13 protein-coding genes are annotated in these 15,632 nt (G+C 44.3%); all 13 read right to left on the bottom strand.

All coding sequences use genetic code 11. The features are described from left to right. Nucleotides 1-756 precede the first annotated feature (756 nt). The 13 genes from E0485_RS12535 to E0485_RS12475 all read right to left on the bottom strand — a co-directional run bounded on the left by E0485_RS12535 (nt 757) and on the right by E0485_RS12475 (nt 15,632). On the bottom strand, nt 757-1,707 hold the full coding sequence (locus tag E0485_RS12535; RefSeq protein WP_132418397.1) for a M23 family metallopeptidase: 951 nt from the start codon (nt 1,705-1,707) through the stop codon (nt 757-759). Between the two features lie 89 nt (nt 1,708-1,796). Continuing rightward, entirely contained in the window at nt 1,797-2,903 is a 1,107-nt protein-coding gene (gene spoIID / locus E0485_RS12530) for a stage II sporulation protein D (protein WP_132418396.1), read from the bottom strand. 207 nt (nt 2,904-3,110) lie between these two features. Then, entirely contained in the window at nt 3,111-4,472 is a 1,362-nt protein-coding gene (gene murA / locus E0485_RS12525) for a UDP-N-acetylglucosamine 1-carboxyvinyltransferase (protein ID WP_132418395.1), read from the bottom strand. A gap of 277 nt (nt 4,473-4,749) precedes the next feature. Beyond that, on the bottom strand, nt 4,750-5,001 hold the full coding sequence (locus E0485_RS12520) for a DUF1146 family protein (RefSeq protein ID WP_132418394.1): 252 nt from the start codon (nt 4,999-5,001) through the stop codon (nt 4,750-4,752). A 26-nt stretch (nt 5,002-5,027) separates the two neighbouring features. Further along, nucleotides 5,028-7,031 (bottom strand): S8 family serine peptidase, encoded by a 2,004-nt coding sequence (locus E0485_RS12515; protein WP_132418393.1) that lies wholly within the window; start codon nt 7,029-7,031, stop codon nt 5,028-5,030. A gap of 163 nt (nt 7,032-7,194) precedes the next feature. Then, nucleotides 7,195-8,703 (bottom strand): NADH-quinone oxidoreductase subunit N, encoded by a 1,509-nt coding sequence (locus E0485_RS12510; protein WP_132418392.1) that lies wholly within the window; start codon nt 8,701-8,703, stop codon nt 7,195-7,197. Nucleotides 8,704-8,709: 6 nt separating this feature from the next. Continuing rightward, complete coding sequence (locus E0485_RS12505) at nt 8,710-10,332, bottom strand: complex I subunit 4 family protein (protein WP_132418468.1); 1,623 nt, start codon at nt 10,330-10,332, stop codon at nt 8,710-8,712. Further along, nucleotides 10,332-12,209, bottom strand: coding sequence for an NADH-quinone oxidoreductase subunit L (gene nuoL, locus E0485_RS12500; RefSeq protein ID WP_132418391.1), 1,878 nt, complete (start codon nt 12,207-12,209; stop codon nt 10,332-10,334). The genes E0485_RS12505 and nuoL overlap by 1 nt, the downstream gene beginning before the upstream one ends. A 13-nt stretch (nt 12,210-12,222) precedes the next feature. Continuing rightward, the gene (nuoK, locus tag E0485_RS12495; RefSeq protein ID WP_132418390.1) at nt 12,223-12,534 is read right to left on the bottom strand and encodes an NADH-quinone oxidoreductase subunit NuoK; all 312 of its coding nucleotides are present in this window, start codon (nt 12,532-12,534) and stop codon (nt 12,223-12,225) included. After that, the gene (locus E0485_RS12490) at nt 12,531-13,064 is read right to left on the bottom strand and encodes an NADH-quinone oxidoreductase subunit J (RefSeq protein WP_132418389.1); all 534 of its coding nucleotides are present in this window, start codon (nt 13,062-13,064) and stop codon (nt 12,531-12,533) included. Before E0485_RS12490 ends, nuoK begins: the two co-directional genes overlap by 4 nt. Further along, nucleotides 13,057-13,509, bottom strand: coding sequence for an NADH-quinone oxidoreductase subunit NuoI (gene nuoI, locus E0485_RS12485; RefSeq protein WP_132418388.1), 453 nt, complete (start codon nt 13,507-13,509; stop codon nt 13,057-13,059). The genes E0485_RS12490 and nuoI overlap by 8 nt, the downstream gene beginning before the upstream one ends. A 3-nt stretch (nt 13,510-13,512) precedes the next feature. After that, nucleotides 13,513-14,535, bottom strand: a complete 1,023-nt coding sequence (gene nuoH / locus E0485_RS12480) for an NADH-quinone oxidoreductase subunit NuoH (protein WP_132418387.1) — start codon at nt 14,533-14,535, stop codon at nt 13,513-13,515. After that, nucleotides 14,535-15,632: an NADH-quinone oxidoreductase subunit D gene (locus tag E0485_RS12475; RefSeq protein ID WP_132418386.1), complete on the bottom strand. Its 1,098-nt coding sequence runs from the start codon at nt 15,630-15,632 to the stop codon at nt 14,535-14,537. Before E0485_RS12475 ends, nuoH begins: the two co-directional genes overlap by 1 nt.

Genomic DNA, 15,632 nt, shown 5'->3' with positions numbered 1-15,632 from the left:
TTGAGGTGCCACCCCACCATGCTGCTGAACACGATCTGGCAACTTCGGGTGCTTTTTCGGTAATTTGTTTCCGATGTCGGGTAATTTTTTTCCGTTTGCGCACTGCGAGCACCTCCCAACCGTGCTGCTGAACGCGATGCGGCAACTCGGGGTGCTTTTTCGATAATTTGTTTCCGATATTAGGTGAATTTTTCCGTTCGCACACTGCGAGCGCCCACCAACCGTGCTGCTGAACACCTTGCGGCAACTCAGGGTGCTCTTTCGGCAATTTGTTTCCGATGTTAGGTAATTTTTTTCGTTCGCAGTCTGCGAGCACCTCCCAACCATGCTGCTGTGCGCGATGCGGCAACTTAAGGTGCTTTTTCGGTAATTTGTTTCCGATGTTAGGTAATTTTTTTCCGTTCGCGCACTGCGAGCACCTCCCAACCATGCTGCTGAACGCGATGCGGCAACTCAGGGTGCTTTTTCGGTAATTTGTTTCCGATGTTAGGTAATTTGTTTCCGTTCGCACACAGCGAGCGCCCAGCGACCGTGCTACCAGACGCGATGTGGCAACTTGGGGTGCTTTTTTGGTAATTTGTTTCCGTTGTTCGGTAATTTTTTTCCGTTCGCAGCCTGCGGGTAACAGCCAACCAGCCGTGCATCCACCTTACGCTGAACGCCAAGTAGCACCGCCCATCCCACTACACAAAAAAACAGATCGCGCAAAATGCGGATCTGCTTGATTCCTATATGGACTGGCTTTGCTCGGCCAGTTTACTGGTTGCTCTTGTCAGTGCCTGGCGCTTTATCTTTGTTTGCATCCGGTGTTTGAACTTTGTTGTTATCTTCAGGCTTCTGCTCGCCACTTACGCCTTTGTCATTAGACTTAGTGGTATCTTTGTTCGTGTCTTGCTTAGTAGTGTCTTGCTTATTAGCATCTTGCTTCGTTGCATCTTGCTTGCTTGGCTCTACTTTCTTCGCTGTATCGTTAGTATCTACTTTCGTATTGATACCTAGATACTGCTCTGGGTTAAGCGTGGAGCCACCAGTTTGACGAATTTCGAAGTGCAAGTGCACGCCTTGTTCTTTCTCGAGGTCATTGCGTCCTGCTGTACCAAGTAGATCGCCTTGCTTGACTTCAGCGTCTTTGGTTACTTCAACGTTCTGCAAGCTTTGGTAGACAGTTACAAGTCCGTTGGCATGCGTAACTTCTACGAGATTGCCGACAATCGGATCTTTTTCTACCCTAGTTACTTTACCTGTTAGAGCTGCTAGGACATCGAAAGTTTCTTTGTCTTTGCGAGCGATGCCAAGACCTTGGCTCGGAATGAAGGTGTCACCATATTGAATTGTCGCTAGTCCTCTATCTTCGATACTAGCATTGACATCATAGTATGGCAAAACTACTTCCATAACGTCTTTCTCTTTAACAGGCCACTTCATTGTTTCTACTTTGCCATTGACGGTCAAAGTCCCATTCTCTGGAGTGTCGCCGACTACGTCTGTCTGTGTTGTGCTGCCGCTAGTCGGATTTGCCGACTTAGTAGCATTATTATAGGCCCCCCACACAATGGTTACGATAATTGCCGCTGCTAATACATACACTGCTGGAAAAACCCATCTTTTGGCTAGCAGCCTCTTCCATGCCGAACTCGACTCTTCTGCCCCTTGTTTTGATTTAGGAGCATTGTTTTTGTTGTCAAAACCTTGCTTTTGATCACTCATATGGTTATCACCTCAGTAACCATTGTTGACAGGTCGCAAAGTTTTATACGTTAACTTTCTCTTTTTTCTATTTATTCATAAAAAAATAGTTAGTTTACTATGTTCGAAGCTTCTGAAATGGCTATGCCTTGATAGTAGTAGCGCACGATTTCGGCTGCCGTCTTGCCTTCCTTTGCCATCACATTCGCCCCCCACTGACTTAAGCCTACACCATGCCCGTATCCATAAGTTGTAATCTCCAACTTCGTGTTCTTCCCCGTACCCTTCCATTTCCATTCGAAACTTGCAGACCGCAGTCCTAACTTTTCTCTGACTTCAGTTCCCGTAAAAGTGGATCCGCCGATTTCGATTTCCTTAATACTTCCCCCACTCGTACGCTCCAGCACTCTGATGCCGTTCTTCGCCGTTGATATCGATTTGACCCCTAGCTTATGGACTACATCTTCAAGGGATAGTGAAATTGTATCTTGATATTTCGGTGCTTGTTTATCCCACGGACTCGGAACGCTGCGAAGATAGGGAACAGCAAATGGCCATATCTCTTCTGCATTCTCGGTCTTCCCATTACTTGTTGAAAAAAATGTAGCGTTTATCGGCTTACCTTGATACGTGAGGATGAGATTGCGAGTATCCTCAACAGCCTGCGTTATTTTAGCCCAATATTTCGTATAGTCGTCTCCCGTCCATTTCTTAGCTAAAGCTTCTTTTGTTAAATATACTTGATGCGCCGTCGTATCTGTCACTAACGCTCCTTCTACAGGCACATTGCTAGTATCTTTATCGAGCAGTCGTCTATAAATATAGGTCCGTGCTGCCAAGGCTTGTGCCTTAAGTGCCTCTAGCTCGAACTCGGCAGGCATTTCGGCTGCAATGACACCTCGAACGTAGTCTTCTAAGGGCACTGTTTCGATTTTATCTAATTTCGATAGATAGACAGGAACCATTAATCCTTGTTTCATTACGCTTGTTGTTTCATTTGGATTCTCTACCGAAGGGTTAACTGGAGCATTTACACCTGTATGTATAGACACGGGCTGTTCGATTCGATTCACGATCATTCCCGGCAGCACAATGGTTACAATGAATAATGTCACTGCAGCAATGAGTATCCATAGAATAAAATTTACTTTTGACCACTCCGCTTGACGATATCGCTTGCGATGATGTCCAACTCTCCGAAGTTTCGTTGTAGGCATAGCTAGACGCTCCATTCTAGTCAATTCATTTACAAGAATCTGTAGTCTTTGATACTAATAACCTATGAGGTTTTTTAATAGAATAGAACCTCTTATCCTCTATTCTCTTTAATCAGCCTGCACCAAAAATACGATTTTTACACAAAGTTGAACACAAAAAAACGTGGCAACTGGATTAACCAATTACCACGTTTATATCGACTTTATTTATGCCCAAGTAGGCTGTGCTGTAAGTATTCCGATATCATTCACTCTTGATGCAACGGAATCCAACGTTTCTTCAATTGCTGCTTCGTCTGGAGATGCTGTTGCTTCTTCCACACGTCGAACGTCTGCACCTAGTTCACGCAAGCGTTCAGCGATATTAACATATCCGCGATCAATATGATAAATCTCGGATATTTCGGTTTCGCCTTCTGCGACGAGTCCTGCCAAGATTAATGCAGCACCTGCTCGCAAATCAGTTGCGCAAACTTTAGCGCCAATCAGTGGTGATCCACCACTAACGACAGCTGTGCGTCCATCAACTTTAATTCGTCCGCCCATTTTCTTAAATTCTTCAACATGCATGTAGCGGTTTTCAAAAACAGTCTCTGTAACTAAGCTCGTACCATCTGCAACAAGCTGCAATGCCATCATCTGGGATTGCATATCTGTTGGGAAGCCTGGGTAAGGCAATGTTTTGACATCTACCGCACGCAAAGGTCCATTCGTTCTAACGCGAATGCCATTCTCATCCTCAAGTACAGTTACTCCAACCTCTTGCAGTTTGGAGATAACAGGGCGCAGATGGTCCCCGATAGCACCCTCAATATAGAGATCTCCGCCTGTAACAGCGGCTGCAATCATATAAGTACCCGCTTCAATTCGGTCAGGAATTACTGTATGTTTAACGCCATGGAGCTTGTCTACACCCTCAATGCGAATAATGCCTGTACCAGCGCCACGAACATTAGCACCCATAGCATTCAAATAATTCGCAAGATCGACGATCTCTGGCTCCATTGCCGCATTTTCAATAATTGTCGTTCCCTCAGCAAGCGATGCTGCCATCATGATATTTTCTGTTGCTCCAACACTCGCGACGTCCAAATAAATCTTCGCACCTTGCAGCTTGCCATCTACTCTAGCTTCAATACAACCATGTCCTAGCTCGATTACAGCTCCCATAGCTTCAAAGCCCTTAAGATGCTGATCAATCGGTCTAGTTCCAATTGCACAACCGCCTGGTAAAGAAATATGGGCTCTGCCCATTCTTGCTAACAAGGGTCCCATCACAAGAAAAGAAGCTCGCATTTTACGAATCAAATCATACGAAGCCTCGCAGGTTGCTATATGTGATGCGTTTACTTTGATTGTTTCTGTGTTGTATTCAATCGCAACGCCCAATTTATTCAGTACTTGAATGATCGTAAAAACATCATGTAATGGAGGCGCATCCTGAATGACGCTTTCTCCTTCCGCAGCTAACAAAGAGGCAGCGATTATCGGTAGAACGGCATTCTTGGCGCCATTCACCTTCACTTGCCCTGTTACTTTTCGACCACCGCGGATGATAATTTTGCTCATCTTGGTCCCTCCGCGCAAAAATTTTTATTCTTAGTGTAACATACTTTCATTTTAATAAACAGGGGTCGACAATTGAAAACGTCGTAAAATAGGGAAACGTCTGGAATTACGACTTATTATTGTACTTTTATCGCGATATTTTCCAGTATTTACTTTATCTTGACAACTTATTCGACATATTTACAAGAAGAAACGATTTCCCCGTCCTTAAAGGCAGGTACGTTTCTCAAGGTATTACTTAGAATTTATGACACGAATGGTATAAATCCTATAATACTCAAGAAAATCCGAAATGGATGGAATTAATAATATAATCCAAGAAAAAGTTGCCTACCATATACCCAAGCGCAATGGATAGTAGGACTTGCAGCACTTTGGATTGTAGGCTCTTCGGTCTTCGCATGAACACATCAAATCTGAATTCCTGAAGCCCCCACCAAGATAATCCGATAAAAATTAAATACACGACTAATTTGAGTATCGGTAAGTAGGATAAGCCTGTATCCATCATGGAATCCATGTTATTCATAGCATTGTCCCCTCATTTCTTGATCCTTAATTAACGATCAACTTGTATGGCTGTCGCTCTTTCCAGTCAGCTGACTCCAGCTTAATAAAGTATGTGCCTTCCTTCAGCTTCTGCTTGATCTGGATCCGATCCCCTTGCGACCATTGCTCATAGCTTCCGATTTCGCGGTTAGCAAGGTTATACAATTTCACTTCAAGTTTACCCTTCGGACCGATATCGGTTATATCGATCTGAACCGTCCCACTCTCGGTAACTTCAAATTGGAACCAATCGATATCCTTTTTCGTTTCCATTACGCCTTGATAAGACTCACCTTGCGTCATTAAGGTAGCTTGGTATTTCTTATCATTTGGTTCATATGGATCAATGATTTGTTCCTCGTACTCAATGAATAGCGTATACTCACCGACTACGGGTTCGGAGTAATCTTTAATATTGGAAACTCGAATATAGAATTCACCCGGTGTGACTTGCAGCTCTGGAGAAATTTCCGTTGCTCCGTCGCCTTTTTTATCAATAATCAAGGCTTTCTCATTCTGCTTCTGCAGAAGGAGCACGGGATCTATACGATTGGTATCGACAACTACACGGACACGCAGCTTTCCTGAATTTTTGATATTCAGCTTAAACCAATCTTGATCCTTCACATCGTGGAACGTACCTACGATTTGCTGGCTACGAGTTGGGAGCACGAAAGCTTGGTATTGACGATCGTTAACTTCAAAAGGATCTTCATAGATATGAAATTTGGTTGTAAGTTTATAGGCTAGCTGTGAACCTTTCTTAAGATCAGGTGCTTGCAGCTTAATATAATTTCGGCCTTTATTTACAGTTAGTTCAACCGACTTCCCACTGTCCGAAAAGGAATAATCCTGGTAAGTTTTATCTAATTTGACATGACGTAGAGTTGGTTTATTGGTGCCATCCCAAGTTAGTCTTATAGACAGAGTACCTGGGTAGTCGCAATCCAGCGCAAACCAATCTTGATCTTTGTTTGAACTGAATGAAGCGGATATACTTGTGTCCACAGATAAAGGCTGCGCTTGCTCAATAACATCATTTGGTTCAAATGGATCTTCTTTGATCGATTGAGTAAGCGCACGATCTGCACGCAGGAGACCATAGCCTGTGTACGGATCCCAGCCAGGTTTATTCACATCTTCCGCTGTCTGCGTAAGCAAGCTTCTAATTTGATGAGCCTTCAATTCGGGATACTTGCTCCAGATTAGTGCTGCAACTCCCGCTACTTGCGGAGCTGCCATCGAGCTGCCTTCTTTGTATTCATATCTGCCGCCAAGTGCAGTTGTATACACGGTCCATGGTGCAACGATATCTAACTCTGGTCCATGATTGGACCTTGATTCGATTTCATTATCCAAGCCAATGCCGCCGACAGCAAGTACAGTCTGGAATCCTGCCGGGTACTTAATGGAGTTCCCTTCATTTCCGACCGCCGCTACTAGCAATACATTCTTGCTCTCTGCATATTTCACAATCTCTTCCATATAGGTCGACTGCTTATTTAATCCAAGCGACAATAACACGATCTGAGCGCCATGATCGACTGCATATTTAATGCCCTCTCCGAGCTCTTTTTCGCCGCCGTAACCATCACTTGCTAACGCCTTGATCGGCATCATACGAACATTGCGAGCGATACCTGCGATTCCAATATCATTACCTGTGGTTGCACCCAAGATACCCGCGACATTCGTTCCATGTCCATAATCATCTTGCGGTGGCTGATTGTTATCTATTAAATTAATCCCTGGGATTAGATTGTCTACTAAATCGGGATGTTCTAGGTCAACTCCCGTATCTACGATGGCTACAATGATAGGTTTGCCACCTGTAGGTGTCGAAGCCCATGCGGCATCGATACGAATGCGATCCAAATACGCCTGCTTACCGCGAAGCGGATCGCTCGAAGGCCCATAAGTGGCTGCACTAGCATGACTTGGGAACAATATTAGCGAGAATATGAAAATAGGAATAAGTGTGCTTATAAGCCATCTCGAAACTCTACTCATTGCTTCTATATCCTTTGCAAACAAGATGAAACGGTTTCACCGTCTTTTAGGACGGATGCGTTTCTCAAGGTATTACTTAGAATTTATGACACAAATGTTATAAATTCTATAATAATAATAAAAGCACCGCCCTCTATGAGGGGGTGCCTATATTATAGCAAAGTTATGATAGAAGTAGGAGATCTTTGGTTAAACTAAATATTTTTTCTAGTGCATTCAGAATAACATGTGGGAAGAATCCGAGCCCTACTCCAATAATCGCACAGATCCACGCCGTAACGCCAAGTGTAAGAGGAACTTTAATCGTCTCGCTCTCATCACCTGAACGCATGAACATTTGACGAATGATGCCAAAGTAATAATAGTAGGCGATTACGGTTGTGGCTAACATAATAGCTGCTAACCAGTAATGCTGCGTCTCCATTGCTCCTAGCAGAATGTACAGCTTACCGAAGAAACCACCTGTAATTGGGAAGCCTGCTAACGATAAGACAATCAGCGTCATAGCTCCTGCTGTGTAAGGCGCTCGATGATACAAGCCTGCAAATCCGCTTATCTGATCACTGCCTGTCGATCGTTCAAGAATCATCAACACGGCAAACGCGCCGATGTTCATGAACAAGTAGGCAATTAAGTAATAGAGGAACTCAGAGAAATTACTAAAATGTGCAGTTGAAAAATGTGCGGTAATCGGAACTAGCAGATACCCCGCATTCGCAACTCCAGAATAAGCAAGCAATCGTTTAAAGCTATGCTGGCGCAATGCCGTAACGTTACCGATAATCATCGCTGCTGCTGCTATTACGGAGAGAGCTAGCATAACGGCATCCGCTACTTCTTGATACGTACCAACTGCGAATAACACATAGATCATACGGAATATCATTGCGAAAGCTGCCGCTTTGGAAACAACCGCCAAGAATGAAGTGACCGGCGTTGGTGCACCTTCATACACATCTGGCGCCCATGCATGGAATGGAGCTGCCGCTATCTTAAAGCTTAACCCTGCGATCAGCAGGAAGCTTGCGATATAAACGATCATTTCGTAACTATGGAAGTTAGATGCAATCGCTGCCCGAATATCAACCAGATTCGTTGAACCTGAAATTCCATATAGGAAGGACATGCCATATAAGATAATAGCCGAGGCAATAGCACCCATAACCAAGTACTTAAATGCGGCTTCATTCGAGCGTTGACTCTTCTTGCGTAAAGCAACCATGATATAGGACGTAATGCTTAGCAGCTCCAAGCCTACGTATAATGTAATGAGATCTGCAGAGGATGCCATTACGAACGCGCCTAATGTTGCAGGCAGCATGAAGTAATAGTATTCACCCACATGGTAAATCTCATCTTTCTTCACATAGGAGAAGCTCATATAAACGACAAATCCTGTTCCAACAATGAACACAAGCTTCATTAATGAAGCAAAATCATCAACTCGATATGAATTCGCCAATAGTTCAATCGATTCTGCTGGATTCAACTGAAGAACAACGAACACACCAGATATGATTAAGCTTACGAGAGTTAGCCAACCGATAAATTTACGATTCACCCGATTAGGGAGCAGTAAATCAAGGACGGACAGCACCACAGCCGCAATGACTAGTGTTAACTCCGGAAGTAGATGTACTAAATCTGATACTTGTAAGCGCATAGCTTCCATCGCAGCTTAACCTCCTATCTTGTCAGCGACGTTAGTAATGAAATATCCGAAGTCGCCTACAGTTTGTTCCAATACCCCATTAAGCACGCTTGGATAAATACCAAGTAATACGATGAATGCGACAAGTGTAATCATCGGAATAGCTTCGATTAATCTTGCGTCTAGCAATCTGGTATTCTCTTCGGAGATCGCTCCGAATGTAATTTGCAGAACAGCTCGCAAGATGTACACCGCTGTTAGAATAACACCAAGTAATGCGACGATCGTGAATACTTTGTGCGTTTCGAATGCGCCTAGGAATGCAAGGAACTCTGAGATAAATCCAGACAAGCCCGGTAATCCAAGAGATGCAAGACCTGAGATTAACAGAATCCCGCACATGAAAGGCATTGACTTGGCTAAACCACCCAATCTTGAGAGCTCTGTAGTTCCTGTTCGCTCGTAGATCGAACCAACGATTAAGAACATCAGCGCCGAGATCAGACCGTGGGATACAAGTTGGAAGATTGCACCCTGTATACCAATTTCATTAAATGCGGCAAGTCCAAGCAGTACGATTCCCATATGCGATATGGAAGAGTAAGCAAGAACGAGCTTAAATTCCTTTTGGACGAGTGCCAAAATTGCACCATATAAGATATTAATGACACCGAGTAAAGCAAATACCCAACCGATTTGATAAGCTTCTGCCGGGAAGAACAGAATTCCGAAACGGATTAAGCCGTAAGCCCCCATTTTGAGTAAAATACCCGAGTGAATCATAACCGTAGCTGGCGGAGCTTCTGTATGTACCTTCAGCATCCACGTATGGAACGGGAAGATCGGCAACTTAATACCAAATGCAACGATTAACATTATGAAAATCGTCCATCTTAACTCAGTACTTAAGTAGAACACGTTATTGGGATCTGCCAGATTCGCATAGGATTGCGGATTCTGGAACAGATTGAACATAATGTTCTGAATATCGCCGCTGTAGAAAATTTTCCATTCCCCAGCCGACTGGATTTGCGTGAAGCCTGCTGTACTTACAAGAATCAAGAACGCGATGAACATAATTGCGGAACCAAGTCCATTATAGATCAAGAAGCGGTTCGCAGCTTTTTCTCTGTTCATATAACCCCAAATTCCAATTAAGAAGAACATTGGAACGAGCGTAAGTTCAAAGAAAATGAAGAACAGGAACAGATCCTGTGCCATGAATACACCGAACATCCCAACCTCAAGAAGAAGGAACAGAATGAAATACAGCTTCCAACGTTTTTTGATAAATACCGATGCCATAGCTGCCATAGCTGCTACAAGAGCAGTCAAGAAGACCATTGCGACGGATAAGCCATCTACACCTAAACTATATTTCATTTCAAAAGATAAGGATGTTACTTGACCGATCAATTCATGATTAAGTGCGAAGCTAATCCAATCATAGCTTTCGTTGAATTGCATGCCGCTTCCATCCGTATGGAAATTAACGAATAGGACTCCTGCAAGCACAAGTGATATAAGTGTGATTACGATCGCTACTGTTTTATGCAAATGACCCAAATGTTTAGGTATAAAGAGCAGAATCAGTACTCCGAGGAGAGGAGAAAAAGCAATCAGACTTAAAATTGGAAAGTTATCCAGCATCACTCGAAGAACCTCCTTCCTACGATTGCCAAGGTGATGATGACAATCCCGAATACCATAATAAGTCCATAGCGCTGCAATTGACCATTCTGCAGTCTGGAGCTCAACCGACCAAGACCGTTAACAGATGCAGCAACTAGACGTACAAGTCCATCTACAACATAGTGATCAAATAGCTTCAGCAGCCAGCCGATGTAGCTGATTGGCTTCACGATGATATAGTCATAGATTTCATCGATATAATATTTACGATGTACAAGCGTATAGAGCCAGTTCGCATTCGCATCCGATGGGAATTGAACTGCGCCTCTGCCATACTTTACATAGCCAAGTCCAATACCAAGGACGCCTGCTAACGTCGATAGAATCATAACGGTATAATTCGCAACCTCAACATGTTCATGCCCTGTAATCCAAGTACCGAACCAAGAATTAAACGGTGTCATGATAAAGCCTGCACCCACTGCAAGAATCGCAAGAACAACTAGCGGGAATGTCATAGATACTGGTGACTCATGCGCTTCGTAATCGGAACGTTTCTTACCGACGAATACGAGGAAGAACAATCTCGCCATATAGAACGCTGTGAAGAAGGCTGCGACCAAACCAACCCAGAATAGGATTTGATTATGATCCCAAGCTTCAGCCAGAATAACATCTTTGGACCAGAAGCCTGCAAAAGGTACAATCCCCGCAAGTGCTAAAGCACCAATCGCAAAGGTTGTCATAGTAACTTTCATTTTGCCGGACAAGCCGCCCATTTGCCGAATGTCTTGTGTGCCTGTTGCATGAATAATGCTGCCTGCCGCCAGGAACAGAAGCGCTTTGAAGAATGCATGCGTAAATAGGTGAAACATACCAGAGGCATAGGATACACCAATACCAAGCGCCATCATCATATAACCAAGCTGACTGACGGTAGAGTATGCAAGCACTCGCTTAATATCGTTCTGTGCTACACCAATCGTTGCTGCGAAAATCGCTGTAAATCCGCCGACAATCGCAACGACCATCAAGGCATCAGGTGAAGCAAGGAAAATATCATACGTTCTCGCTACCAAATAGACCCCTGCTGCAACCATTGTTGCCGCGTGAATAAGGGCAGAAATTGGTGTTGGACCTTCCATCGCATCAGGCAGCCACGTATGAAGTGGGAATTGACCTGATTTACCCATCGCACCTACGAAGATCAAGATTGCAATTGCTGCGGTTAATCCTACAGTAAATTCACCAACAGCACCGCCTGCAAACGCATTATGTATGTCGCTGAAATCGAGGGAATGATTCGGCATGTACCAGAACAGAAGCAGTATACCGATCAGAAGACCAACGTCGCCAATGCGCGTTACGATAAATGCCTTCTTCGCTGCTGCACGAGCTTCAGGCTTATGGAACCAGAAACCGATGAGCAGGAATGAGCACACCCCAACAAGCTCCCAGAAAATATAAAGCTCAATTAAGTTAGAAGAAATCACAAGTCCAAGCATCGAGAATGAGAATAGCGCGATGTAGGCAAAGAACACATTCATGCGCTCATCACCATGCATATAGCCACGTGAGTAAATATTCACTAATAAAGCGACGAAGGTAACAATGACTAACATCAAGGCATTCAGGTTCGTTACCTCAAAGCCCATCGTTAGGTTAAAGCCACCTGCCGTAATCCAAGTCCAATCTTTCCATGCATAATCTGCAACATGATCACCCATGCGTCCAAGGAAAATAAGTAAGGACATCACAAAAGAGGCGAGCATCGCGATGATGCCAACAAGGCTTCCTACCGCTTTCCACTGACGACCCATAGCGATCAAGATGAAAAATGCGAAGAGAGGAAAGAGCGGAACTAGCCAAGCGTACTGCGAGTAATCAGATACCATGCTTTATTTCCTCCTATCGTTTCATTGAATCGATTTCTGTGACATCAGCAGTTCCCTTATTGCGATACAGCAAGATAAGAATCGCAATACCGATCGCTACCTCAACAGCCGCAATTGAAATGTTGAATAAGGTGAAGATTTGACCCGTAAGTGATGGGATCGCGCCGAATTTGGAAAATGCAACAAGATTCAAATTCACTGCATTCAGCATAAGCTCAACTGAGAGCAGCACGACGACACCGTTCTTTTTGGTCAAAGCACCAAATAGACCGATACAGAACAGAATGGCAGCAAGCATTAAGTAAGGAGTAATTGATCCGCTCATGCTTCACCCTCCTCCCTCTTCGCAATGATGACTGCCCCAATAAAGGCAACTGTCAGGAGCACAGACATCAGTTCGAATGGAATGACATATTTGCTAAAGAACAATTTACCCAGTTCAAGCGTATTATCGTTACCTGGATCAAACGGAGGCGCTGCTTGGAAGAGTGTGTTCTGAATCGCAAAGAATAAAATGCCGAAGAACGCTAATACCACAATGAATGCCAATCCAGTATGAAGCGGCGGCGTTAGACCTTCGTCCCCACTTCTGTGATTCGTCATCATAATGCCGAAAATCATCAGAATCGAAATGGCCCCTGCATAAATGAGAATTTGCGCGACAGCCACAAACTCCGCCTCTAGCAAGAAATAGATTCCCGCCAGCGAAATGAAGGTTAACGCAGCAGACATCAGCATATGAACAACTCGTGTAAACGAGATCATATACAGCGCTCCGCCAATGGCCATCATTGCGAACAATAGAAATACCCAGTTAGCACCGCTTGAGAAAAATTCACTAAGTCCACTAAGCATCCTTGCTGTCGTCTCCTTTCACAACGATTGGCGTATTCTCTTTACGCACGTTCTCGTTATTGTCGTTAAGCCACAGCATGTTCTTGAACAGATCGTCGCGTGAATACGAGCTAAGCTCAAAATTATTCGTCATCACGATAGCTTCAGTCGGACATACCTCTGTACATAAATCGCATAGAATGCAGATTTCAAAATTAAGATCGAATGTTTCCAGTACCTTACCCTTCTTCTCGGGATCTGGATTTGGCTTGCCTTGGATCGTAATACAATCCGTCGGACAAATTTTGGCGCACATGTTACAGACGATGCACTTATCTACATCTAAATACTGAACGCCACGGAAACGATCCGGAAGCTTAAGCGGCTGTTCAGGATACTTGTAAGTTACTTTCTTTGTGCCAAAGGCTTTGAGCGTAACGCCCATACCTTTAATAAGCCCCTTCATCGGTTATCCCCCTATTATCCAGGATTTGATGCCCATGTAAGCAGCTGTTACAAAAATGTTAAGCAGCGACAGCGGCAATAACACTTTCCAGCCTAATCCCATGAGTTGATCGAGTCGTACCCGCGGTAACGTCGCACGTAGCCAGATCAGGAAGAAAATGATACAGCAAACTTTAATTAAGAACCAAATGACATCCGGGATAAAATCAAGCTGCGGGAATGGCGCATTCCATCCACCCAAGAAGATGAGTACGATCAGTGCTGAGAAAACAAACATGTAAATATACTCCGCAAGCATATAGAATGCAAAACGGAATCCACTATATTCGACATGATAGCCTGCTACAAGCTCAGACTCAGCTTCGGGCAAGTCAAATGGCGTACGATTCAGCTCGGATACTGAAGCGATAACGAAGACAACAAAGCCGATAATTTGAGGAAGAAAATTCCAGTTCCAGAAATAACCTGCTTGCCCTTCAACGATCAAACGGATATTCATCGAGCCCGTCATCATGACAACGCCAACAACCGAAATGATGATTGGAATTTCATACGAAATCATTTGGGCAGCAGAACGCATCCCACCGATTAACGCGTATTTATTATTGGATGACCAGCCTGCAAGAATAATTCCGACAGTCGAAATACCCGATAAAGATAAGGCATACAGCAGACCCACATTGATATCCGCATGCAAAAATCCGTCCGCATACGGCAATACCGCCATAATCGAGAACGATGGCAGGAATGTCAGAATCGGCGCGAACACGAAAAGCTGTTTCTCCGCTTTCCGTGGAATTGTATCTTCTTTAATCAGAAGCTTGAATACGTCCGCAGCAGATTGCAGCAAACCAAACGGACCAACACGGTTCGGTCCGATACGGAATTGCATCGCACCGAGTATTTTGCGTTCAAAATAAATTTCCAGCATAACCCATACCAGAACGAATAACAGTAACGCGACAGCAACTGCGCAGAAGATCGCAAAGTTCGTCCACGTGAGCTGTTCTGTTAGCAAATGGAGCATTAACCGTCGACCTCCCCAAGCACAATATCGATACCGCCGAGAATGGTAATTAAGTTCGTCATTGTTTCGCCTACTAGCAGCTTAGGCAAGATTTGCAGATTCACGAATGATGGTCTGCGGAATTTTAGACGGAATGGCTCGGTTTTGCCTTTGGAGACGATGTAGCAGCCGATCTCGCCACGCGGCGACTCGATTCCTGCATATACTTCTCCTGCTGGTGGTCTAATAGCGCGAGGTGCTTTGAGAATCTCACCTTGATGCGGGAACTGTTCGAGCGCCTGCTCCAAAATACGCAGGGATTGGCGCATCTCTTCCATCCGCACTACATAACGATCATAGCAATCGCCATTCTGACCTACAGGCACGTCAAACTGGAAGCGATCATAGATCGAATACGGCTGATCTTTGCGAAGATCCCATTTGACACCTGTGCATCTTAAGTTCGCACCGCTCAAGCTGTAGTTAATCGCTGTTTGTGCGTCGTACTTGCCGACACCCTTAATCCGTGATAAGAAAATCTCGTTGCCCGAAACTAGCTTATCGAACTCTTCCAACTTGCTATACATATGTGGGACAAAATCTTTTACTTTCTGGATCCAGCCGTCTGGGGCATCCCACTTCACGCCGCCAACACGCATATAATTGTATGTAAGTCGCGCACCGCATAGCTCTGTGAACATATCAATAACTTTCTCGCGTTCAACAAAAGCAAATAAGAATGGGCTCTGTGCGCCAATATCTAGCAAGTAGGTTCCCCACCATACAAGGTGAGAGACAACGCGCTGCAATTCCATTACGATGACACGCAAATACTCCGCTTTCTCAGGAACCTGTAATCCCATCAGCTTCTCAACTGCGTTCACAAGCACGTAGTTGTTCGTCATAGCAGATACATAATCCATGCGGTCGGTATATGGAATGATTTGAGTATAATTTAAGTTCTCAGCCAGCTTCTCAGTACCTCGGTGCAAATAGCCCATAACAGGAATTGCCTCACGAATTACTTCTCCATCGAGTTTAACGATGACGCGAAATACGCCGTGTGTACTCGGATGCTGTGGGCCGACATTCAGCAACAGTTCTTCTGTCCGTAACAA

Source organism: Paenibacillus albiflavus (assembly GCF_004344915.1).
Lineage (GTDB): Bacteria > Bacillota > Bacilli > Paenibacillales > NBRC-103111 > Paenibacillus_AM > Paenibacillus_AM albiflavus.
Note: the sequence above shows the minus strand (reverse complement) of the source record. Positions and strands in the feature narration are given on the sequence as shown.

Coding starts and splice junctions, on each gene's coding strand:
- E0485_RS12535 (WP_132418397.1), bottom strand. CDS start 1,707: ATGAGTGATCAAAAGCAAGGTTTTGACAACAAAAACAATGCTCCTAAA.
- spoIID (WP_132418396.1), bottom strand. CDS start 2,903: ATGCCTACAACGAAACTTCGGAGAGTTGGACATCATCGCAAGCGATAT.
- murA (WP_132418395.1), bottom strand. CDS start 4,472: ATGAGCAAAATTATCATCCGCGGTGGTCGAAAAGTAACAGGGCAAGTG.
- E0485_RS12520 (WP_132418394.1), bottom strand. CDS start 5,001: ATGAATAACATGGATTCCATGATGGATACAGGCTTATCCTACTTACCG.
- E0485_RS12515 (WP_132418393.1), bottom strand. CDS start 7,031: ATGAGTAGAGTTTCGAGATGGCTTATAAGCACACTTATTCCTATTTTC.
- E0485_RS12510 (WP_132418392.1), bottom strand. CDS start 8,703: ATGGAAGCTATGCGCTTACAAGTATCAGATTTAGTACATCTACTTCCG.
- E0485_RS12505 (WP_132418468.1), bottom strand. CDS start 10,332: ATGCTGGATAACTTTCCAATTTTAAGTCTGATTGCTTTTTCTCCTCTC.
- nuoL (WP_132418391.1), bottom strand. CDS start 12,209: ATGGTATCTGATTACTCGCAGTACGCTTGGCTAGTTCCGCTCTTTCCT.
- nuoK (WP_132418390.1), bottom strand. CDS start 12,534: ATGAGCGGATCAATTACTCCTTACTTAATGCTTGCTGCCATTCTGTTC.
- E0485_RS12490 (WP_132418389.1), bottom strand. CDS start 13,064: ATGCTTAGTGGACTTAGTGAATTTTTCTCAAGCGGTGCTAACTGGGTA.
- nuoI (WP_132418388.1), bottom strand. CDS start 13,509: ATGAAGGGGCTTATTAAAGGTATGGGCGTTACGCTCAAAGCCTTTGGC.
- nuoH (WP_132418387.1), bottom strand. CDS start 14,535: ATGCTCCATTTGCTAACAGAACAGCTCACGTGGACGAACTTTGCGATC.